We start from the raw sequence: 19743 nt of genomic DNA, 5'->3' as shown, positions 1-19743 counted from the left end.
CTCCTTGCCATGATTCTGCCGTCGGCCCGGATGTACACGTCCCGGGACGGCAGGGTGCGCGCGTCGAAATCAGCGAGACGCCTACCGAATCGACGGTGTCCGTTTTGCACCGAATATTCTTCTAGTGCAGTCGATTTCGCTCCTGCGCGGGGTCTCAGGCTATGCCTGTCGTCATTGCGGAGAACAGACTCGAGGGCGGCGAGATACGTCACATCGGTGGTGGCCGGGAACGGACGAGGTGCGGTGCACTTGTTCGCCCGCGATGACGAGCGGTTCGCGATGCTGCTCGAGCGCACAGGACCCAAAACTCTGGCCGACGTCACCGACTTCGACGAGGCAGTCGGCATACTCGGGCAGCTGTCGCACCGCTTGGCTGTCGACGCCCCTGCCGGGCTACCGCGCTTGAGCGACCTGGTCGCCGACTGGGCCGGCGAGATCCGCACGACGGCCGCCGAACTGGGCGACCCACTCCCCTGCCGCGTTCTGGATGCCGCAGCCGAGACCTTGCGCGACCTCGGTTCGGGGCAGCCCGAGACCCTCGTCCACGGCGACCTCCATGATGCGAATGTACTGGCGGGAGAACGAGAACCCTGGCTCGCGATCGACCCCAAGGGGTATGTCGGCGACCCCGCCTACGACACGATCACCGTCCTTCGCAGCTACCGGTTCGCGCCGCTACTGTTCGCCGCCGATCCGGGCGCCGGTATCCGTCGCGGACTGGACTTGTATTGCGAGGCAGCGGGGGTCGACCGTGATCGTGCCCGCCGGTGGGCGCAGGTGCGTGCGGTCAAAGCTGCGCTCTGGGGACGGCGTCACGGTGATCCCGACTGGTTGACCCGAGCGACCGATCAGCTGGCCGAGATTCTGTTGTCAGGGTGATTTCGTGATCGGCCGACCCCAATGAATTCTTCAAGCGGGGTTGCTCGGCCAGTTCTTTTCCATCCACTGGTCCGGCTTGGGGTGGGCGGTGAAGCCATAGGGGCGGTACATGTCGTGGGCATCGCCGGTGGCCAGGGCCATGCGGCGCAGTCCCCAGTCGTCGGCGTCGGCCATGATCCGGTCCAGCAGGAGTTTGCCGACGCCTTTTCCGCGCTGGTGACGGTCTACGTAGACGTCGGAGAGCCAGGCGAAGGTGGTGCGGTCGGTGACCAGGCGGGCGAAGGCGATCTGGGAACCGTCGTGGAACACGCTGTAGGGCAAGGAGTTCTCGACGACGCGGCGGACGCGTTCGCGACTGCGGCCGAGGGCCCAGTAGGCGTCGGTCGACAGGCGTTGGTGGAGCCAGTCGAGATCGACGGCGGCGGGATCGGTGGAGATCTCGAGCATCGGTCCAGGGTAAGCGCGGCCGGGCTCAGGGTGAGCCCGGCCGCACAATCTCAGGCGCCGACGTAGGTGGCCAGGTGTTCGCCGGTGAGGGTGGAGCGCGCCTCGACGAGCTCGGCGGGAGTGCCTTCGAAGACGATGTGGCCGCCGTCGTGGCCCGCGCCGGGGCCCAGGTCGATGATCCAGTCGGCGTGGGCCATCACGGCCTGGTGGTGTTCGACGACGATGACGGACTTGCCGGATTCGACGAGCCGGTCGAGCAGGCCGAGGAGCTGTTCGACGTCGGCCAGGTGCAGGCCGGTGGTCGGTTCGTCGAGGATGTAGGTGCCGCCCTTGTCGGACATGTGGGTGGCGAGCTTGAGGCGCTGGCGTTCGCCGCCGGACAGGGTGGTCAGTGGCTGGCCGATGGTGAGGTAGCCGAGGCCCACTTCGGTGAGGTGGGTGAGGATCTTGTGGGCGGCAGGGGTGCGGGCTTCGCCGTCGCCGAAGAACTCACGGGCTTCGTCGACGGGCATCGAGAGCACTTCGCTGATGTTCTTGCCCGCGAAGGTGTATTCGAGGACTTCGGCCATGAACCGTTTGCCCTCACACACCTCACACATGGTCGAGACACCGGCCATCATCGCCAGGTCGGTGTAGACCACGCCGGCGCCGTTGCAGTTGGGGCAGGCGCCTTCGGAATTGGCGCTGAACAGGGCTGGTTTGGCGCCGGTGGCCTTGGCGAAGGCTTTGCGGATGTGGTCGAGCAGGCCGGTGTAGGTAGCGGGGTTGCTGCGGCGCGAGCCCTTGATCGGGGTCTGGTCGATGGAGATGACGCCTTCGTCGATCGGGATCGAGCCGTGCACCAGCGAGCTCTTGCCCGAGCCCGCGACGCCGGTGATCGCCACCAGAATGCCGAGGGGGATGTCGACGTCGACTTTGTCGAGGTTGTTGGCGGTGGCGCCACGAATCTGCAAGGCGCTGGTCGACTTTCGCACCGAGTCCTTGACCGAGGCGCGGTCGTCGAAGTGGCGGCCGGTGACGGTGTCGCTGGCGCGCAGCCCGTCGACGGTGCCTTCGAAGCAGATGGTGCCGCCCTTGGAGCCGGCGGCGGGGCCGAGGTCGACGATGTGGTCGGCGATGACGATCGTTTCGGGCTTGTGTTCGACGACGAGCACGGTGTTGCCCTTGTCGCGCAGGCGCAGCAGCAGGTCGTTCATCCGCTGGATGTCGTGTGGGTGCAGGCCCGCGGTGGGTTCGTCGAAGACATAGGTGACGTCGGTGAGCGAGGAGCCGAGGTGGCGAATCATCTTGACGCGCTGGGCTTCACCGCCGGACAGGGTGCCCGAGGGTCGCGACAGCGACAGGTAGCCGAGGCCGATCTCGACGAACGAGTCCAGGGTCTGGCGCAGCGACTCGAGCAGCGGCGCCACCGACGGGTCGTCGACTTCCTTGACCCATTCGGCGAGATCGGTGATCTGCATGGCGCAGGCGTCGGCGATGCTGATGCCGTTGATCTTCGACGAGCGGGCCGCGGCGGACAGTCTCGTGCCCGCACAGTCGGGGCAGGTACCGAAGGTGACGGCGCGTTCGACGAAGGCGCGCACATGCGGTTGCAGCGAATCGATGTCCTTGGACAGCATCGACTTGCGCAGTTTGGGGATGAGTCCTTCGTAGGTGAGGTTGATGCCCTCGACCTTGACCTTCGTCGGTTCCTTGTACAGCAGGTCGGCGAGCTGCTTCTTGGTGTACTTCTTGATCGGCTTCGCCGGGTCGAAGAAGCCGGAACCCTTGAAGATGCGGCCCATCCAGCCGTCCATGCTGTAGCCGGGGATCTTGAACGGGCCGTCGTCGAGGGAGAGATTCTCGTCGTAGAGCTCGGTGAGGTCGATGTCGTTGATCTGGCCTTTGCCCTCACAGGTGGGACACATGCCGCCGGTGATAGCGAAGCTGCGGCGTTCCTTGACGGTGACGCCGTTCTTCTCGACCTCGACCGCACCTGCACCACTGATCGAGGCGACATTGAACGAGAACGCCTGCGAGGACCCGATGTGCGGGTCACCGAGGCGACTGAACAGAATGCGCAGCATCGCGTTGGCGTCGGTGACGGTGCCGACGGTGGAGCGCGGGTCGGCACCGAGGCGGGACTGGTCGACGAGGATGGCGGTGGTCAGGCCCTCGAGTACGTCGACGTCGGGGCGCGCTTGGCTGGGCATGAAGCCCTGCACGAACGCGCTGTAGGTCTCGTTGATCAGGCGCTGCGATTCGGCGGCGATGGTGCCGAAGACCAGGGAGCTCTTGCCGGATCCGGACACGCCGGTGAAGACCGTCAGCCTGCGCTTGGGGATCTCGATGCTCACATCGCGCAGGTTGTTGACCCGCGCGCCGTGCACGCGGATCACATCGTGGCTGTCGGCCGGCTCTATGGTGGTGCCGGTCTTCTTGGCCGTGCTCATGGGTCTCCCTCGATCAGTCGACATCGCCGGATATCGAATCTACCGGCGCGTGGCTTACTTGGTCTGCTGGATGCGGACCATGTTTCCGGCCGGGTCGCGGAAGGCGCAGTCGCGCACACCATAGGGCTGATCAGTGGGTTCCTGGACGACCTCGATATCTCCGGCCTGCAGCTTTTCGAACAGGCCGTCGAGATCGTCGGTGGCGAGGTTGATACCGGCGTAGGTGCCCTTGGCCATCATTTCGCTGATGACGCGACGTTCGTCGTCGGTGAGGCCGGGGTCGGCGGCCGGTGGGTGCAGCACGATGGAGGTATCGGGCTGGCCGGTGGGGCCGACGGTGATCCAGCGCATCCCGTTGTAGCCCACATCGTTGCGTACCTCGAAGCCGAGCGCGTCGCGGTAGAAGGCGAGCGCGGCGTCGGGGTCGTCCTGGGGCAGGTAGCTCTGGTGAATGGTGAGGTTCATGCCGACCACGCTAATTGTCGACCGGAGCGGAAGCTTCTCGATTCCTGATCGGTCTGGTCACCTTCTTGACCACGCACGACGGCATGCCCGCGGTCTGTTCGTCCTGCTGCTGTTTGTAGACGCTGGGCGGTACGCCGACGAGTTCGGTGAAGCGGGTGCTGAAGGTGCCCAGCGAGGACGAGCCGACCGCGAAGCAGACGTCGGTGACGCTCAGGTCGCCGCGGCGCAGCAATGCCATGGCGCGTTCGATGCGGCGGGTCATCAGGTAGGAGTACGGCGATTCCCCGTAGGCGAGGCGGAATTGTCGACTGAGGTGTCCGGCCGACATGTGTACGCCGCGGGCGAGCGCTTCGACGTCGAGAGGCTGGGCGTATTCGCGGTCGATGCGGTCGCGCACGCGACGCAGCAGCGCGAGATCGCGCAGGTGCTGTGGTTTCGCGGGTGTGCCGGTCACAGGGGCGATCGTCCCACGTCGGGTGGTATCTACGACAGCGGCTGCCCACCTCGGGTGTGCAGGACCCCGTCGAGTTCGGCACGGAAGTGCGGGCAGGTGCGGAAGTCCTCGGCATCGCAGTCGAGCACATGGGTGACGGCGTCGAGGGCGGCGCGGGTGCGGGCGATCTGGTCGCCGAGGCGGTCACGATGGGCCTCGAGCACCTCGCGGCGGGTGGCGCGGGCGGGAGCGCGGGTGAACAGGATGGCGAGATCGTCGAGGGAAAGCCCAGCTTTCTTGCCGAGGACGATCATCGCGACGGTGTCGATATCGGTGCTGCGGTAGTGGCGGCGTCCGGCCGAGTCACGCGGTGGGCAGAGCAGCCCGCGGTCTTCCCAATGGCGAAGCACGTGGGGCGCCAGACCGAACCGTGTCGCCACCGCACCGATCGTGGTGTGTTCCTCGGCCATCCGCCGAGCCTATGCGGTGACGCGGTAGCAGGTGATCAGGGCGACAGGATGCCATGGCAGGCGCACTGTTTCGGTGTCGACCGCGCCGAAGACCGCGCCGAGTGCGTGCCGGATCTGCCGGGTTCGCGAGAAGCGGAAGTCATAGATCCCGGCGCCGCCGCCGGGTCGCAGCACTCGATGCAGTTCGGTGACCGCGGCCGGCAGGTCGGGCCATTCGTGCATGCTCAGGCTCGACACGGCGAAGTCGATGCTGGCGTCGGGGTGAGGCAGCTCGGCGACGTCGGCCACAGCCAGCCCGACCGGGTGCCCGGTGAGGGTCCGGCGGGCGATCTCGATCATGTGCGGGGACAGGTCTATGCCGTGCAGGTGCAGGTCGGGGCGACGAGTTGTCAGGTGCGACAACAGCTTTCCCGGACCCGTACCGAGATCGACGACCGTGGCCGAGGCGGTGGTGCTGGTATCGATGTCGGTGGCGATCCGGCGGTACAGGCCGGTGAGCAGTCGGGTGGCGCGCCGATCGTAGCCGAGGCTCTGTTCGTATCCGAAGGTGGTCATGAGACCACGGTGCTTGCTCAGGTCGACCTGAAGTCAAGCTCTTCGGTCGGGCGGACCGCCGCGGCACGACCGGGCGCTTGCTGGAACTGCCAGTACAGGTTCGTGTGGGCGATGACGTCTTCGGGTTTCGGTGCGCCCCACCGGGTTTTGTCTCCGGTGGTGTGCGCGTCGCCGACGAGGGTGACGTCGTAGCCGCGAACGAAGGCGCCGTGGATGGTCGAGCGGATGCAGGCGTCGGATTCGGCGCCGGTGACGATCAGGTGACCGGCACCCACCGCGGCGAGCAGTCCCTCGAGCTCGGTGTCTTCGAACGAGTCGCCGTAGCGCTTGTGGACCAACGGCTCGGTGTCGGCGCGGGTGAGTTCGGGGACGTAACGCCAGGGATCACTCTCCTCGACGAGTTCCTCGGAGGAGTGCTGGATCCAAATGATCGAGATATCGGCGCCGCGGGCACGCTCGACGAGGGTGGTGATGTTCGCGACGACCTCGTCGCGACGGGGCGCTTCGTCGACGACGCCGTTCTGGACGTCGACGACGAGCAATGCGGTATTCGGACGGTCGGGAAGCGTGGTCATGGCGAATCCTTGGAGTCGGTCAGAGCGGGCGCAGGACGACGATGCCGGGGACGCTCCGAAGGTAGTCGCTCAGGGGTGTGTCGACGACCTGGTTGTTCGCGGCGAGGGAGGAGGCGTTGCGGAAGACGGGACCGGTGGGGGTCTGAACGACGAAGCCGACGTGGGTGACATCGAGGCCGGCCTCGGGGGTGTAGGCACCGAGGTAGTCGCCCGTGCGAAGCGCGCCCGACACTGCCCCGTCGACAGCGGCCGAGGGGATGTGGGTGACGGCGCGGTCGACCACGGGGACGCCGGGCAGGTAGGTGCTGCCGTCGGCTTTGGCGTTGAGGTGTTTGGTGGTGGTGACGGCGGCGGGGCTCAGACTCGCGGTGATGTCGGTGGCCGCCAGGCGCTCCCGGGTGGCCCAGTCGGTGAAGAAGTGCTTGCGCTGGGCGAATTCGACCCGGCCGTCGATATAGCGGGTGGCGATCAGGTTGGTGAGGAACTGGTCGCGGTCGGCGGAGCGGGAAGCGGCGTCGATGTAGTCGAGGTAGGTGAAGCAGTCCACCCGGCGCAGGTCGACGACGAGCTGCTCGGGTTCGGTGGCCGAGCCGATCAGCATGTTCGCCCCGTAGGGGGTGCCGAGCAGGCGTGCGGAGAGCCGTTCGATGAGTTCACCACGGCCGAGATCGCCCGATTCGGCGCGCACGCTGAGCAGTTCGTCGATCTTGCGTGTGGTGGCCTCATCGACCGACGGCGCGGCCGAGGCCGGTGCGAGCGCGCAGACGAGTGCGGCGAGCACGAGCAGGATCCGGACGATGATGCGCAAGACGCCTCCAACTGGCCACGGGTCGATCGGTGCGAGCGCTGTCCACCGTAGCCGAGTCGACCGACACGATTGATGTCTCGGCGTTCCCCTGGTGTTCGCGTACCGTTGTCGCAGGTAGTCCGTGTTCGCGGCGAGTTCGCGATGGGGTTGCTCCCCCGGGTGTCGTGGATATGGTTCGTGCGAACGTCGACCGTTGGCCCGTCCGGGCGGAAGGGATGCCGAAATGCGTGCGTTGACAGTGATTCCCATGCAGAAGCAATCACTGCGTGTGGAAGATGTCCCCGATCCGGTCGTCGGTCCCGGCGAACTGCTCGTCGACGGGATCTCGCTGGGCATCTGCGGCACCGACCGTGATATCGCGCAGGGCAACTACGGCTGGCTGCCACCGGGCAAGCCACGGATGGTCCTGGGGCATGAATCGCTGGGCCGGGTGAAGACCGCGCCCGAGGGCAGCGCGTTCGCCCCCGGCGACCTCGTGGTCGGGATCGTGCGCAGGCCGGATCCAGTGCCCTGCGGGGCATGCGCGCGCGGGGAGTGGGACATGTGCCGCAACGGAATGTACGTCGAGCGCGGGATCAAGGAGATCGACGGCTACGGGTCGACGGCCTGGGTGGTGCGCGAAAACTTCGCGGTGCGGCTGGATCCGGCGCTGGAGAAGGTCGGGGTGCTGTTGGAACCGACGACAGTGGTCGCCAAGGCGTGGGATCAGATCGAGAAGATCAACCACCGCGCCTGGTTCGACCCGCGCACGGTCCTGGTCACCGGCGCCGGGCCGATCGGGTTGCTGGCGGCGTTGCTCGGCCGACAGCGCGGCCTCGACGTGCACGTCCTCGATCGCACCAGTGGCGGGACGAAACAAGAGCTGGTCGAGGCGTTGGGCGGCACCTTCCACTCGGGGACCGCGGCGGCGGTCGCGGAGGCGATCCGGCCCGATGTGGTGATCGAGGCGACCGGTGCGCCCGCGGTGGCCTTGCAGGCGATGGAGATCGACAACCCTGGCGTGATCGTCTGTTTGACCGGAGTGTCGACGCCCGGTGTCGACACCGACGTCGATGTGGGCGGGTTGAACCGCAATATCGTGCTCGACAACGCGCTGGTGTTCGGTTCGGTGAACGCGAACCGCCACCACTACGAGCAGGGCGCGCAGGCGCTGGCCGAAGCCGACGAGTCGTGGCTGGAACGGTTGATCACCCGGCGACTGCCGCTGGATCGGGCGATCGAGGCGTTCGAACCGGGTGGGTCCGATATCAAGGTCGTCATCGACCTGGCCTGACTCCGGACACCGCGGCGGTCAGTTGCTCGCCGCGGACTCGGTGGCGGGGACCGCGCAGCCGTCGGGACCACAGGTCTCGCCGTCGGCGATGAGCTGAGGGGCGGGTCGATCGTTCCAGGCTGTGTTCAGCGCCCGGGTGAACGTTTCGGCGGGCTGAGCGCCGGAGACCGCGTATTTGCCGTCGAAGACGAAGAACGGGACACCGGTGGCACCGAGCGCGGCGGCTTCTGCTTCGTCGGCGCGGACCGCGTCGGCGTAGGCGTCGGGATCCGCGAGCACCGCACGCACCGAGGTCTCGTCCAGACCCGCGCGCACGGCCAACGCCACGAGACGTTCGGTGTCGCCGAAGACGGGTTCGGTCTCGGCGAAGTTGCCCGCGTAGAGCGCGTCGAGCATGGCTTCCTGTTTGCCCTGGTCGAGGGCGTAGTGCAGGAGCCGGTGCATATCGAAGCTGTTGCCGGAGTCGCGGCCTGCGGTCTGGTAGGGCAGACCCATCGCCGCGGCCTGGGCGCCGATGCCGCGTTCGTTGGCGGCGGCCTGCTCGACGGTGATGCCGTATTTCTCGGCGATCGCCGGGATGACCGGCCGCGTGGAACCGGCGGGCAGCGTCGGATCGAGTTCGAAGGACCGGTGCACGACCTCGACGTCGTCACGGTGCGCGAAGTCGGCCAGGGCTTGTTCGAAGCGCGCTTTGCCCAGGTAGCAGAACGGGCAATTGATGTCGGTCCAGATCTCTACTCTGGTGGACAAGCGGGCCTCCTGCGGCGCATCACGGGGTGCGGCGGTGGTCCGCCGGACGGTACTGGACAGGCGTTCGAATTCGGGGTGTGTAACGCCGGCGATGAAGCCGCTATTCCCTGGCGCGTCCGGGCACGACGGGACGAGCACGAAGGACATCGATGGGGTTCGAGCAGCGGAGTGGGTGGGTGCAGATGCCCGAAGGACTGGTGGTGCCGCGCGCGCTGGGCGGGTTGTGGGCGGTGCGCCACGCACAGAGTGAGGCCAATGTGTGGTTCGCCGACCCGGCGACCGGACAGCGGCCGATGCGCGGGACGGACTCTGCGGTCGAATTGACCGCGCACGGGCAGTGGCAGGCGCAGCGTCTCGGTGACTGGCTGGCAGGGTTGTCCGGTGTGCAGCGGCCCACGCTGGTGGTCTGCTCCCCCTACCTGCGCACCCGAGTCACCTGGGCGGTGATGGCCGAGGCGGCCGCCACCCGCAACCGGCAACTACGCCCGATCCGCACTCTGGTCGACGAACGGTTGCGTGATCGGGAGATGGGGGTGTTCGAACTGCATCCGTACCGGGCGATCCGGCGACGCGCGCCCGAGGAGGGTGCGCGCCGTGAACTGGTCGGCAACTGGGTGTATCGCCCGCCGGGCGGGGAATCGCTGGCCGATGTGGCATTGCGGGTGCGCAGTTTCCTCGACGAGTTGGATGGGGTGGCCGCGGGCGAGCAGGTCCTCGTGGTGACCCACGATGCGGTAGTGGTGTCGTTGCGCTACATCCTCGACGGACTCGGCGCGCCGGTGCCGGATTCGCTCGAGCCGGTACCCAACGCGTCGGTTTCACAGTGGCGACGCGAGGGCCCGCGACTGGCATTGCGGGTGTGGGGCGCGGTCGAGCACCTGACGACCGACGAGCAGACACGACAGCGCTCCTGGGGCGAACAGGCTGGATGAGGCGGCGTCAACGGACTGACCGGTTCGTGGATGACAGAATGCGCGAGTGGATGTCGCAATCGGTCTGGTTGTCCTCATCGGCTCGGCGACCGCGCTGGCGGCGCTGGCGCGGCGATTCGGGGTGTCGGAACCGCTGGTGCTGACGTTGGCCGGCGTGGCCGCGTCGTATCTGCCGATGGTGCCGCAGGTGCATCTCGAGCCGGAGGTGGTGCTGCTCGGTTTGTTGCCGCCGTTGCTCTACACCGCCGCGCTGCGCACGTCGCTGGTCGATTTCAAGGACAACCTGCGCACCATCGCGTCGCTGTCGGTGGGCCTGGTGCTGTTCAGCACGTTCGCCGTGGCGTTGGTGGTGTGGTGGTTGCTGCCGGTGCCGTTCGCGGCGGCGGTCGCGTTGGGTGCGGTGGTCGCTCCCCCGGACGCGGTGGCCGCGACCGCGGTGGCACGGCGCACCGGGATGCCGCGCAGCATCGTGACAGTGCTCGAGGACGAGTCGCTGTTCAACGACGCGACCGCGCTGGTGGCGTTGCGTTCGGCCATCGCGGCGATGGCCGGTGCGGTGACGGCGTGGCAGGTGGGTGGCGATTTCCTGCTCGCCGCTGTCGGCGGCGGCGTCATCGGGGCCGTGGTGGCGGCGGCATTGGCGATGTTGCGCAGGCGGATCACCGATCCCGTGCTGGATACCTCGGTCTCGCTGCTGGCCCCGTTCGTGGCGTATCTGCCTGCCGAACATTTTCACGCTTCCGGCGTGATCGCGGTGGTGACGTGCGGGATGATCCTCGGCCACGGCGCGCAGCGATGGCAGGGGGCGGCTTCGCGCGTCGCCGAGACCACCAATTGGCGCACCATCCAGTTCATTCTGGAGAGCGCGGTGTTCTTGATCATCGGCTTGCAGGTGCGCTGGATCGTCGAGGGCGCCTGGCACAGCGGGTTGGATCACGGCACCCTCGTCGTGGCGGCGATGGGTGTGCTGGCCGCGGTGATGCTGGCTCGCCCGGTGTGGGTGTTCACGCCGGTGTTGGTGGCCAGGCTGTTCGGGCGCGCGAGCGAGCCGTTGAGTCACGCGGCGGTGGTGTCGTGGGCGGGGATGCGCGGGGTGGTGACCTTGGCGGCGGTGTTGTTGCTGCCCGAATCGACACCGCAGTTGCCGGTCTTGGAGTTGCTCGCGCTGGTCGTGGTGGGTGGCACGCTGCTCGTTCAGGGCAGTTCGTTGCCGTGGCTGGTGCGGTGGCTGCGGTTGCGCGGGCCCAGCCGTGAAGAGGACGCGCTCGCCAAAGCTGATCTGCTCCAACAGGCTTCGACCGCGGGCCTGGCCGAACTCGACCGCCGGATCGGCCCGAACACCCCCGAGCCGGTGATCGAGTCGCTGCGTCAACGACTGATCTGGCGTTCCAATGCCGCGTGGGAACGGTTGGGTCGCCCCGAGGCGGAATTGGTGACACCGACCGCGGAATACCGGCGGCTACGGCTGGCGATGCTGAGCGCCGAACGCGATGCGGTACTGAAGGTCCGCGATGCGGGAGCCGTGGATTACGAAGTGCTGCAACATGTGCTGGCCCGCCTCGATCTCGAGGAGTCGATGATCGACCGCTTCGACGAACGCGATGACGCGCGCGGGGTCGAAACGCTGTCGACCGCGGCCGGGGCGCTGGGGTGCGCGCATCTCGACGAGGCTCCGCTCTTACTGGAGCCACCTGCCGGTGAGCTGGTGTGCCAGACGTGCCTCGACGAGGGTCTGCGCTGGGTGCATCTGCGAATGTGCACCGACTGCGGGAACATCGGCTGCTGCGAGTCCTCGATCGGCGACCACGCCAGCGCCCACTTCCGCACCTCGACGCATCCGGTGATGCGCAGTGTGGAGCCGGGCGAAGCGTGGCGCTGGTGCTATGTGGACCAGCTGCTCGGATGACCCGGCTGCTCGGTCAGCCGCGGTGGGAGTAGATCAGGCGGGCGTACTCGGCGAGCAGGTGGTCGAGTTCGGTGGGTTCGCCTGCGGCGGCGAGCTGTTGGTAGCCGATGATCATGGCCATGCCGAATTCGGTGACGACGGTGGCGGTGGCCGTGTCGTCGACGACGCCGTCGATCACGCGGTGCACGGTGCGACGGCGTGACTCGTCGACTCGCTTGACGGTCACGTGTACCGATTCGTCGTTGGCCGCCCAGGCGCGCAGCGCGGCCTCGGCGCCGTGTTCGAGTCCGCTGGCGAGCACCGACATGGCGCGCACGTCGGCGTCGGCGTCACCGTGGCCGACATCGAGCGCGCGTAGCTCGACCATCTGACGGTTCTCCCAGTGTTCGAGCAGGGTGTCGACAAAGCCCTGCCAGGAGCCGAAGTGGTGATAGAACGAGCCACTGGTAACACCGAGGCGACGGCAGAGCACCCCGATGTTGAGACCTTTGAAACCGAACTCGGCGAGCACCGCCACCGCGGTGTCGAAGTACTGCTCCTTGGTGACCACTCGGGACATCGCGATGCCGTTCTGTTCGTGCGGGCAGGGCCGAAGAATCCGAACAGTACCCCATCGTATCGAGCCCTCGCGCGCCCATAGCGTTGTCTATGCTGTGTCATATTCGGCCGATCTGCCGACGAAATACCAAGTGGTGGAACGAAATACGTGCACAACGGCCTGAAAGTGCATCCGAATGGAATAGCGGAGCGCACGCTCTGTAAACTATTGTTCATGCCGAGACCGCGCACTCACGACCCACAGACGGTTCTGGACGCCGCCGAAAAGCTCGCGGCCCGTTCCGGACCCGCCGCTGTCACGGTGCGCGCAGTCGCCGCCGCTACCGGAGTATCCAATGGCGCGCTCTATCACACATTTCAGTCTCGCCAGGTTGTGCTGGCGCGCACCTGGTTACGCGCCGCGCACCGATTCCTGGCCCTGCAGTCGGCCGACATCGACCGCGCCGTCGCGGCAACCGACCCCGAGACCCGCCTCGATGCGGTCCTCGACGCCGCGCAGGCCCCGGCGCGGTTGGCCGAGCAGCACCCCGACTCCGCGCGCCTGCTGCTGCTCGTCGATCGTGCCGAATTGCTCGCCGGTGACATCGCGCCCGCTCTGGCCCAGGAGATCGCCGACACCGAGAAGGCACTCGTCACCGCGCTCAACCGGCTCTCGCGTGCCCTGTGGGGTCGCGCCGACCGGCGCGGCGTCGCCACCGTCACCACCTGCCTGGTAGATCTGCCCACCGCGCTGCTGCTGCGCCGCGACCGGCTCACCGATCCCCTGGCCCGCGCACAGCTGCGTGCTGCCGTGCGAGCCGTCCTCGACCTCGGCCCCCACTGAAAAGGAACCCCGTGCCCACACTGCGCCACCATGATTCGATCGCCGTGCTCGACCTCGGCGACGGCGAGAACCGCTTCTCCCCCGACTTCCTCATCGAAGCGCAGACCCACCTCGACACCGTCGTGGCCGAGGGCGCGCACGCGCTGGTGACCACCGCGACCGGCAAGATCTTCTCCAACGGCCTCGACCTGGACTGGCTCACGGCCAACGGCGACCGGGCCGCCGAATACGTCGCAGCGGTGCACACCCTGTTCGCCCGGGTCCTCACCTTGCCGATGCCGACGGTCGCCGCGATCGGCGGACACGCCTTCGGTGCGGGTGCGATGGTGGCCATGGCCCACGACTACCGGGTGATGCGCGCCGACCGCGGCTACTTCTGCTTCCCCGAGGCCGACATCCGCATCCCGTTCACCAACGGCATGGCCGCGCTCATCCAGGCGAAGGTGCCCCCCAAGACCGCCGTCGCCAGCATGACCACGGCGCGGCGCTTCGGTGGCCCCGACGCACTCGCGCTGGACCTGGTCGACGCCACCGCCGCCGAAGGCGAAGTCCTCGATGCCGCACTGGCCTTGGTCGCACCGCTGGGCGGCAAGGATCAGACCACGATGACCGCGATCAAATCGGTGATGTTCGCCGATGTCCTCGACGCGCTGCGTGGGCGGGACTGATCACGGCAGCCGGGGGCCCTTGCCCAGGTAGATGTCACCACGGTCATCGCTTGCCCAGCCGCCCCCGGTGTAGTCACCCAGCACGAAACACGCGTGGCAGAACTGCTTTCCGAACACCGTCAGGTAGATGCTGCGGTACGAGCTGATCGCCCGCATCTTCACCGATTTGTACGCCGCCTGCGCCGGGGGCTGGGCTTCGAGGAACGCGTAGCGACGGAAATCGGCCACCGGTTCGGTGGAGAAGCGGATCAGCCCGAGACGACTGAGGTTGCCCAGATAGTGGTGGTCACGGTCGGGCAGCGCGCACCCGGCCATTGCCGCGATCATGTTGATGCCGTCGGCCAGCCGTTGCGAGCCGATCCCGAACGGCGCCTTGGTGCGAATGTCGATCGCTGGCTGCGGTCCGGCGACGGCGAGGAAGCGCAGGATCCGCGCTTCGTCGGGTGTCAGGTCGTGCAGGATCGGTACGAACGAAGGGTGCAGGTCGCGCGGTTGCTGCGCGCAATCCCAGCCCTCGGTGATCATCGCGTCGCCCATCGCCTTGAGATCGTCGGCGTCGACCTCGGTTTCGACCGGGCCGTAGACGCCGGTGGCCGTACTGGACAGGCCGAGCGCGCTCAACGCGGCGCGACGGAACAGATCGACGCGTTCGTCGAAGATCTGCGATATCGGTTCGCCGGAGCGGAGGTCGTCGACGAGATCGGTGGCGGTGTGCACCGCACCCTTGGTCACAGCGCCGACGATGTGGCGCAACGACTGTCCCGCGATCCGCGCCAAGCCGAGCAGATCGGTGGGAATGCCGGGTTCGCGATCAGGGGTGGGCTCCATGCTCATGCTCATGCTCCGAAGATCAGCAGGTGGAGGGCACCGATGCAGGCACCCAGCACGCCACCGTGCAGATACAGCAGCCACGCGTCCTGTTCGATGGCGGTGTAGAGCATTTCGACGAACTCCTCCGGGGGGAGTTCACGCAGCTTCTCGGTGGCGAGCCGGTCGACGCTGGCCGCGGTGGACTGGGAGAACTCGATGTCCTCGACCAGCCACGGCTTCATCTCGGTGGCCAGGTTCGCGCCGGCGGTGGCCTGAATGGCGTCGAAGTGGCGCGGCCCGATCGCGAGCCGGGTCACCGAGCGCAACGGGCCGAGGATCCGGTCGATCTCGGCCTCGAGGAAATGGGCGATCACCGCGCGGGTCTTGTCACCGCTCGGCCCGTCGAGCAGTTGCTCGGCGACGACGTCGAGGGTGACGATCTGATACCCGATCGCGTGTCCCAGATCCGCCGCGGCCTGGTACTGCCGTTTCGCGAATTTCGCGACCCGCCACGGATATCGGTAGCGCGGCTGCGGCACCGAGGGTTCGAACACCACCTTGATCGCGATGATATTGACCAGCACACCCACCGTCGCGCCACCGACGAGCACCCATGCCCACGCGGGCAGGAAATGCAGGATGTCGTAGAGCCAGCCGGGTAGCGAGATCACCGCGGGGCTGTCGCCGTGCGGTGAACTGTAGTGCAGCAACGACAACCACAGCGCCACGATGACCCCGAACGGGAACCCCAGCACCCCACTGCGGATCATGAAGCGCAACTCCGGGGCGCCGAGCCCGTAGATCACATCCTTGAGCAGTTCGGGCCGACGGCGCAGGTAGCCCACGACCATCAGCTTCACATCGAGGAGCTGGTCGATGTTCTCGCCGATGAAGTCGAACGCGCGATCGGTGATCGCGGGCAGCTCGGCCTCCACCCGCGTGTAGATGGCTTCGCGTGCGCGCGGCGGCATGTCGGCCCACAGTCGCGGGTGCTCGGCGTCCATGATCGAGTCGACCATCGAGCGCACGTTCGGCAGCGCCACCAGCGCGACCTGCTCGGAGATCTTGCGCGGATCCATCTGGTCGAAGAAGTCCTTGGCGGTGCCGATCTTGGCGACCGCGTTGTCGACCATCAGGCTCGCCATCTTCTCCGAGCGCGCCGGAATGAAACCCTGGAAGCCGAGGATGCCGCCGGGGGCGAAGGTCGGCAGGATCTGCACTTTGCGCGGCAGCAGCGGAAAGATCGTTTTCAAGCCCGGCACGTAGAAGCCGGTGAAGCGCACCGGCGCGAACAACATGATCACCCCGGTCCAGTTGGTGATCAGACCTGCCATGGCGCTGAAGATCGGAATGGTGATCATGTCGACCCAGAACCTGCTCAGACCGGTCGTCTTCTCCCAGTCCAGCAGGCCGAAGAACCCCGCCGCCTCGATCCCAGCATTCATCCGGCGTCCACTCCGTTGTGTGGCGAACATCGCGCGTACGGACATCATAGGCGACCGAACTCCGCGTTTCTGGCAAGTTCAGCCGTTACCCGCTAAACCGGAGCAAACATCTGATCGGGACCGGATACGGCGTTCTCGGCGCGCGCCACGTGGCGCGGAGCCCGGCGGCAGCATCGCCCGGACTGTGCGACCTCGACTCATGGGCCGAGGAATCAGTGCGTGGTGTTGACCAGCAGCAGGTTGGTGTCGATGTCGTGGGTGACCTTGTTGGCTACCGAGCCCAAAAGGCGCGCGGGCCCGCTCATTCCGCGGTTGCCGATCACGACGAGGTCGTATTTCCAGGCCGAGTTGCAGATCGCCTCTGCCGCGGGGACCCCGGTGAGGACATCACGCCCGAACAGTTCCGGGTCCTCGACCGCGAGTCGAGCTTCCGCGTCGATCAGGGTGTCGACGCCGTCCTGGTCGATTTTGGCGGAGGTCACCAGGAACGGGCGCGCGCCCAGGGCCAGGGCCAGGTCGTAGCCGCGACGGACCGCGGTCAGCGAACTCGCCGATCCGTCGGTGGTGAGGCCGACAGTGGTCCAGCGTTTGGGAACCTTGCTGGTGAACACCACATCGGTCTGACTGTGGTGGGACACGTGATTGGCTGTCGAGCCGAGCAGACGCGCCTTGGAACTGCCCAGGCTGCCCCCACCGATCACGAGCAAGGTGCCGGGTTCGCGTTCGGCGATCTCGAGCAGTAACGCGCCCGCCGCGCCGTCGAGTTCGATGCCGACGACCTCGGCCACACCGGCTTCGAGGAGAGCTTCGGCGGCCGTGCGCGTGTTGTCTTCGGCCCATTCGGCATCGGTGCCCGATTTGCGCCCCGCGTCCTTCCACACGCTCACCGCGGTAACCGGAATACCCAGGCGCACCGCGAACTCCCCCGCCACCGCTACCGCCGTCTGCGCGGACTCCGAGCCGTTGGTTCCCACGATGATGTGCTGGTAGCACCCCATGTGACGCTCTCCGATCGACGGCAGGTCAGCTGCGCTGTGGCCCACAGTATAAGCGCAGCACACTGCGGGCAACCGGCACCGATGGGGCACGCCGCTCGGTGCTACCGGTGCGCCGGCGCCGACGGCAGTGACAGGCGTTTGAGGTGCAGGGCGTTGAGGGCCACGATCAGGCTGGACCCCGACATGGCCATCGCCGCGATCTCCGGGCGCATGGTCAGACCCCACGGAGCGAAGACACCGGCCGCGATCGGCAAGGCCAGGCCGTTGTAACCGACTGCCCACCCCAGGTTCTGGTGTTCCTTGTGGACGGTGCCACGGCCGATGCGCAAAGCCGTCGACACCGCGTACGGGTCCGAGCGCATGAGCACGACGTCGGCGGTCTGGATGGCCACGTCGGTGCCGGCGCCGATGGCGATACCGAGGTCGGCGCGGGCCAGGGCGGGCGCGTCGTTGACGCCGTCGCCGACCATCGCGACCAACTTGCCGCTGCGTTGCAGATCGGCGATCCGGTCGGCCTTGTCTTCGGGTAGGACATCGGCGATCACGGTGTCGATGCCGAGATCGCGCGCGATACGTTCGGCGGTGCCCTTGTTGTCGCCGGTCAGCATGATCACGCCGACGCCGAGCTCGTGGAGCGCCCGCACGGCGTCGGCGGAGGTCGGGCGTGGGGCGTCGGCCAGCGCGATCACCGCTTGCGCGCGCCCGTCGACGGCGACCAAGACGGCCGTATGGCCCGAGGCCGCCAGCTCGTCACGATGTTTCGCCAATTCGCCCAGTGCGATGTGGTCGGCATCGAGCAGGCCGCGGTTGCCGACGATTACCTGCTGCCCGTCGACGGTGGCCTTCGCACCGCGGCCTGCCACGTTCTGGAAGTCGGTGGCCGAAGGAATCTGCACGCCATGGGCTTTCGCGTAGTCGACGACGGCTCGGGCCAGGGGGTGCTCGGAGTCGAGTTCCACAGCCGCGGCCAGTGCCAGCACCCTGTCGGTAGCCACGCCGTGCGCGGTGATCACGTCGGTGACCTCGGGTTTTCCCTTGGTGAGGGTGCCGGTCTTGTCCATCACCACCACGTCGATGCGCGCGGCGTCCTCGAGTGCTGTCGCGTTCTTGAACAGCACACCGCGTGCGGCGCCGAGCCCGGTGCCGACCATGATCGCCGTCGGCGTCGCCAATCCCAACGCGTCCGGGCAGGTCACCACCACAACGGTGATCGCGAACAGCAGCGCCTTGCTCAACGACGCACCGACGAGCAACCACACCACCAGCGTGGTCAGGCTGCCCAGCAGCGCGACCAGGGTCAACCAGAAGGCTGCCCGGTCGGCCAGTCGCTGACCCGGCGCCTTCGAATTCTGTGCCTGCTGCACCAGTTCGACGATCTGGGCCAAGGCGGTGTCGGAACCGACCTTGGTGGCCTTCACCCGCAGGCTGCCGGTGCTGTTGATGGTCGCGCCGATCACCAGGGAACCCGGTTGCTTGTGTACCGGCATGCTCTCGCCGGTCACCATCGACTCGTCGACTTCGCTGGCGCCCTCCAGCACGGTGCCGTCGACGGCGATCTTCGAGCCGGGCCGCACCAGCAGCACGTCACCGACTCCCACCTCGGCGGTCGGCACCTCGGTTTCCTTACCCTCGTGCAGCACCACGGCTTTCGGTGGCGACAGGTCGAGCAGGCTCGTCACCGCGTCTCCCGCACCGCTGCGCGCGCATCTCGAACCAGTGCCCCAGCAGCACGAACGTCGCCAGCATCGTGGAGGCCTCGTAGAACACCTCGCCGCCACCGGTGAACGTCACAGCAAGGGAATAGAGCCATCCCGTGCCGATGCCCACCGAGACCAGCACCATCATGTCCAGCGTGTGGGCCCGCAATGCCGCCCATGCCCCGGTGAAGAAGATGGTCGAGGAGTAGAAGATCACCGGCAGGCTCAGGACCAGCATCCAGATATCGGCGCGCATCCCGAACGGAGTGGGCAGATGCAGGCCGAGCATGTGCGTGGCCATCGGCGACCAGAGCATCACCAGGGCGGAGAAGACGAGCGCGACGAGGAACCGATCACGCATGTCGCGGGCCATATCGTCCATCGACATCGACGCATCCCCGCCGTGCGTGTGTGTCGCCTGCGGCTGGTCGCCCGGCTGTTCGGGGTGGCCCGAGGACTCGACATGGTGCGGGGTGGTCGGCTCGCTCGTCGGGTCGCAGACGTGGCTCGGGACGGAGCGTCCCGCGCAGTGGTAGCCACAGTCGCGGACCCAGGTGCGCAGATCGGCGACGGATGTTCGCGTGGGATCGTAGGTGACGGTCGCCGTTTGGGCGACGGGGTTCGGGTCGACAGCGAGTACGCCGGGACGGTGGCGCAACCCGTTGGTGAGTACCCCGTGGGAGCTGGCGCGCAGTTGCCCGCCCACGTGCAGGACGGTCGTAACGGAGGCCGGTTGATCCTGGGGCATCGCCGCTCCTGTCGCCGGTCGTCCGCACGACGCGACAGCGCCCCGCGCCTCACTTCCAGGCGACTCTACCG

General features: G+C 67.3%; 19 protein-coding genes and 1 pseudogene. 6 read left to right on the top strand and 14 right to left on the bottom strand.

The features are described from left to right. Positions 1–9 precede the first annotated feature (9 nt). Positions 10–879 carry an aminoglycoside phosphotransferase family protein gene (locus tag NS1_RS02580; RefSeq protein WP_084503372.1) on the top strand — a complete coding sequence of 290 codons (870 nt, stop codon included), beginning with the start codon at positions 10–12 and terminating at the stop codon, positions 877–879. A gap of 30 nt (positions 880–909) precedes the next feature. Here NS1_RS02580 and NS1_RS02575 read toward each other — a convergent pair whose 3' ends face one another. Genes NS1_RS02575 through NS1_RS02540 form a run of 8 tightly spaced genes read right to left on the bottom strand, consistent with a single transcriptional unit; the run spans position 910 to position 7064 of the window. Next, a complete protein-coding gene (locus tag NS1_RS02575; RefSeq protein ID WP_062981154.1) occupies positions 910–1326 on the bottom strand; it encodes a GNAT family N-acetyltransferase in 417 nt (138 codons plus the stop codon). 50 nt (positions 1327–1376) lie between these two features. Next, entirely contained in the window at positions 1377–3758 is a 2382-nt protein-coding gene (locus tag NS1_RS02570; protein ID WP_062981152.1) for an ATP-binding cassette domain-containing protein, read from the bottom strand. A gap of 54 nt (positions 3759–3812) precedes the next feature. Further along, a complete protein-coding gene (locus NS1_RS02565; protein ID WP_056820461.1) occupies positions 3813–4223 on the bottom strand; it encodes a VOC family protein in 411 nt (136 codons plus the stop codon). A 10-nt stretch (positions 4224–4233) separates the two neighbouring features. Beyond that, positions 4234–4677: a helix-turn-helix transcriptional regulator gene (locus NS1_RS02560; RefSeq protein WP_062981150.1), complete on the bottom strand. Its 444-nt coding sequence runs from the start codon at positions 4675–4677 to the stop codon at positions 4234–4236. Between the two features lie 29 nt (positions 4678–4706). Further along, the gene (locus NS1_RS02555) at positions 4707–5126 is read right to left on the bottom strand and encodes a MerR family transcriptional regulator (protein WP_062981147.1); all 420 of its coding nucleotides are present in this window, start codon (positions 5124–5126) and stop codon (positions 4707–4709) included. 9 nt (positions 5127–5135) lie between these two features. After that, positions 5136–5681, bottom strand: a complete 546-nt coding sequence (locus NS1_RS02550; protein ID WP_062981145.1) for a class I SAM-dependent methyltransferase — start codon at positions 5679–5681, stop codon at positions 5136–5138. A gap of 17 nt (positions 5682–5698) precedes the next feature. Next, positions 5699–6256 carry an isochorismatase family protein gene (locus NS1_RS02545; protein ID WP_062981143.1) on the bottom strand — a complete coding sequence of 186 codons (558 nt, stop codon included), beginning with the start codon at positions 6254–6256 and terminating at the stop codon, positions 5699–5701. A 19-nt stretch (positions 6257–6275) separates the two neighbouring features. Then, the gene (locus NS1_RS02540; RefSeq protein ID WP_062981141.1) at positions 6276–7064 is read right to left on the bottom strand and encodes a DUF1460 domain-containing protein; all 789 of its coding nucleotides are present in this window, start codon (positions 7062–7064) and stop codon (positions 6276–6278) included. A gap of 247 nt (positions 7065–7311) precedes the next feature. On the opposite strand from NS1_RS02540, the gene NS1_RS02535 reads away from it, so the two are divergent. Further along, positions 7312–8337 (top strand): glucose 1-dehydrogenase, encoded by a 1026-nt coding sequence (locus NS1_RS02535; RefSeq protein ID WP_255284377.1) that lies wholly within the window; start codon positions 7312–7314, stop codon positions 8335–8337. A gap of 18 nt (positions 8338–8355) precedes the next feature. On the opposite strand, the gene NS1_RS02530 is transcribed toward NS1_RS02535, so the two are convergent. After that, positions 8356–9087, bottom strand: coding sequence for a DsbA family oxidoreductase (locus tag NS1_RS02530; RefSeq protein ID WP_056820464.1), 732 nt, complete (start codon positions 9085–9087; stop codon positions 8356–8358). A gap of 182 nt (positions 9088–9269) precedes the next feature. Between NS1_RS02530 and NS1_RS02525 the strand changes: the two genes are divergently transcribed. Beyond that, the gene (locus tag NS1_RS02525; protein WP_062981512.1) at positions 9270–10019 is read left to right on the top strand and encodes a histidine phosphatase family protein; all 750 of its coding nucleotides are present in this window, start codon (positions 9270–9272) and stop codon (positions 10017–10019) included. A 46-nt stretch (positions 10020–10065) separates the two neighbouring features. Further along, positions 10066–11925 carry a Na+/H+ antiporter gene (locus NS1_RS02520; protein WP_062981137.1) on the top strand — a complete coding sequence of 620 codons (1860 nt, stop codon included), beginning with the start codon at positions 10066–10068 and terminating at the stop codon, positions 11923–11925. A 13-nt stretch (positions 11926–11938) separates the two neighbouring features. Here the strand turns inward: NS1_RS02520 and NS1_RS02515 are convergent, their stop codons facing one another. Then, complete coding sequence (locus NS1_RS02515) at positions 11939–12484, bottom strand: TetR/AcrR family transcriptional regulator (protein ID WP_056819923.1); 546 nt, start codon at positions 12482–12484, stop codon at positions 11939–11941. 213 nt (positions 12485–12697) lie between these two features. Here NS1_RS02515 and NS1_RS02510 point away from each other — a divergent pair, with 213 nt between their 5' ends. Both NS1_RS02510 and NS1_RS02505 read left to right on the top strand, forming a co-directional pair. After that, a complete protein-coding gene (locus NS1_RS02510; RefSeq protein WP_062981510.1) occupies positions 12698–13306 on the top strand; it encodes a TetR family transcriptional regulator in 609 nt (202 codons plus the stop codon). An 11-nt stretch (positions 13307–13317) separates the two neighbouring features. Further along, entirely contained in the window at positions 13318–13974 is a 657-nt protein-coding gene (locus NS1_RS02505; RefSeq protein ID WP_062981135.1) for an enoyl-CoA hydratase-related protein, read from the top strand. Here the strand turns inward: NS1_RS02505 and NS1_RS02500 are convergent, their stop codons facing one another. From NS1_RS02500 to NS1_RS02485, 4 genes and pseudogenes are all read right to left on the bottom strand, one after another. After that, positions 13975–14814: an Abi-alpha family protein gene (locus tag NS1_RS02500; protein WP_084503368.1), complete on the bottom strand. Its 840-nt coding sequence runs from the start codon at positions 14812–14814 to the stop codon at positions 13975–13977. Continuing rightward, positions 14811–16229 (bottom strand): DUF445 domain-containing protein, encoded by a 1419-nt coding sequence (locus NS1_RS02495; RefSeq protein WP_062981131.1) that lies wholly within the window; start codon positions 16227–16229, stop codon positions 14811–14813. The genes NS1_RS02500 and NS1_RS02495 overlap by 4 nt, the downstream gene beginning before the upstream one ends. A gap of 212 nt (positions 16230–16441) precedes the next feature. Beyond that, positions 16442–17227, bottom strand: coding sequence for a universal stress protein (locus NS1_RS02490; protein ID WP_062981129.1), 786 nt, complete (start codon positions 17225–17227; stop codon positions 16442–16444). A gap of 101 nt (positions 17228–17328) precedes the next feature. Further along, positions 17329–19672: pseudogene (locus tag NS1_RS02485) on the bottom strand (heavy metal translocating P-type ATPase). Positions 19673–19743: the final 71 nt, after the last annotated feature.

The sequence above is a fragment of the Nocardia salmonicida NBRC 13393 genome, assembly GCF_001613085.1.
Lineage (GTDB): Bacteria > Actinomycetota > Actinomycetes > Mycobacteriales > Mycobacteriaceae > Nocardia > Nocardia salmonicida.
Note: the sequence above shows the minus strand (reverse complement) of the source record. Positions and strands in the feature narration are given on the sequence as shown.

Bases quoted from the DNA above. Each gene is read 5' to 3' on its own strand.
- NS1_RS02580 (WP_084503372.1), top strand. From the start codon at position 10: ATGATTCTGCCGTCGGCCCGGATGTACACGTCCCGGGACGGCAGGGTG.
- NS1_RS02575 (WP_062981154.1), bottom strand. From the start codon at position 1,326: ATGCTCGAGATCTCCACCGATCCCGCCGCCGTCGATCTCGACTGGCTC.
- NS1_RS02570 (WP_062981152.1), bottom strand. From the start codon at position 3,758: ATGAGCACGGCCAAGAAGACCGGCACCACCATAGAGCCGGCCGACAGC.
- NS1_RS02565 (WP_056820461.1), bottom strand. From the start codon at position 4,223: ATGAACCTCACCATTCACCAGAGCTACCTGCCCCAGGACGACCCCGAC.
- NS1_RS02555 (WP_062981147.1), bottom strand. From the start codon at position 5,126: ATGGCCGAGGAACACACCACGATCGGTGCGGTGGCGACACGGTTCGGT.
- NS1_RS02550 (WP_062981145.1), bottom strand. From the start codon at position 5,681: ATGACCACCTTCGGATACGAACAGAGCCTCGGCTACGATCGGCGCGCC.
- NS1_RS02545 (WP_062981143.1), bottom strand. From the start codon at position 6,256: ATGACCACGCTTCCCGACCGTCCGAATACCGCATTGCTCGTCGTCGAC.
- NS1_RS02535 (WP_255284377.1), top strand. From the start codon at position 7,312: ATGCAGAAGCAATCACTGCGTGTGGAAGATGTCCCCGATCCGGTCGTC.
- NS1_RS02525 (WP_062981512.1), top strand. From the start codon at position 9,270: ATGCCCGAAGGACTGGTGGTGCCGCGCGCGCTGGGCGGGTTGTGGGCG.
- NS1_RS02515 (WP_056819923.1), bottom strand. From the start codon at position 12,484: ATGTCCCGAGTGGTCACCAAGGAGCAGTACTTCGACACCGCGGTGGCG.
- NS1_RS02510 (WP_062981510.1), top strand. From the start codon at position 12,698: ATGCCGAGACCGCGCACTCACGACCCACAGACGGTTCTGGACGCCGCC.
- NS1_RS02500 (WP_084503368.1), bottom strand. From the start codon at position 14,814: ATGAGCATGAGCATGGAGCCCACCCCTGATCGCGAACCCGGCATTCCC.
- NS1_RS02495 (WP_062981131.1), bottom strand. From the start codon at position 16,229: ATGAATGCTGGGATCGAGGCGGCGGGGTTCTTCGGCCTGCTGGACTGG.
- NS1_RS02490 (WP_062981129.1), bottom strand. From the start codon at position 17,227: ATGGGGTGCTACCAGCACATCATCGTGGGAACCAACGGCTCGGAGTCC.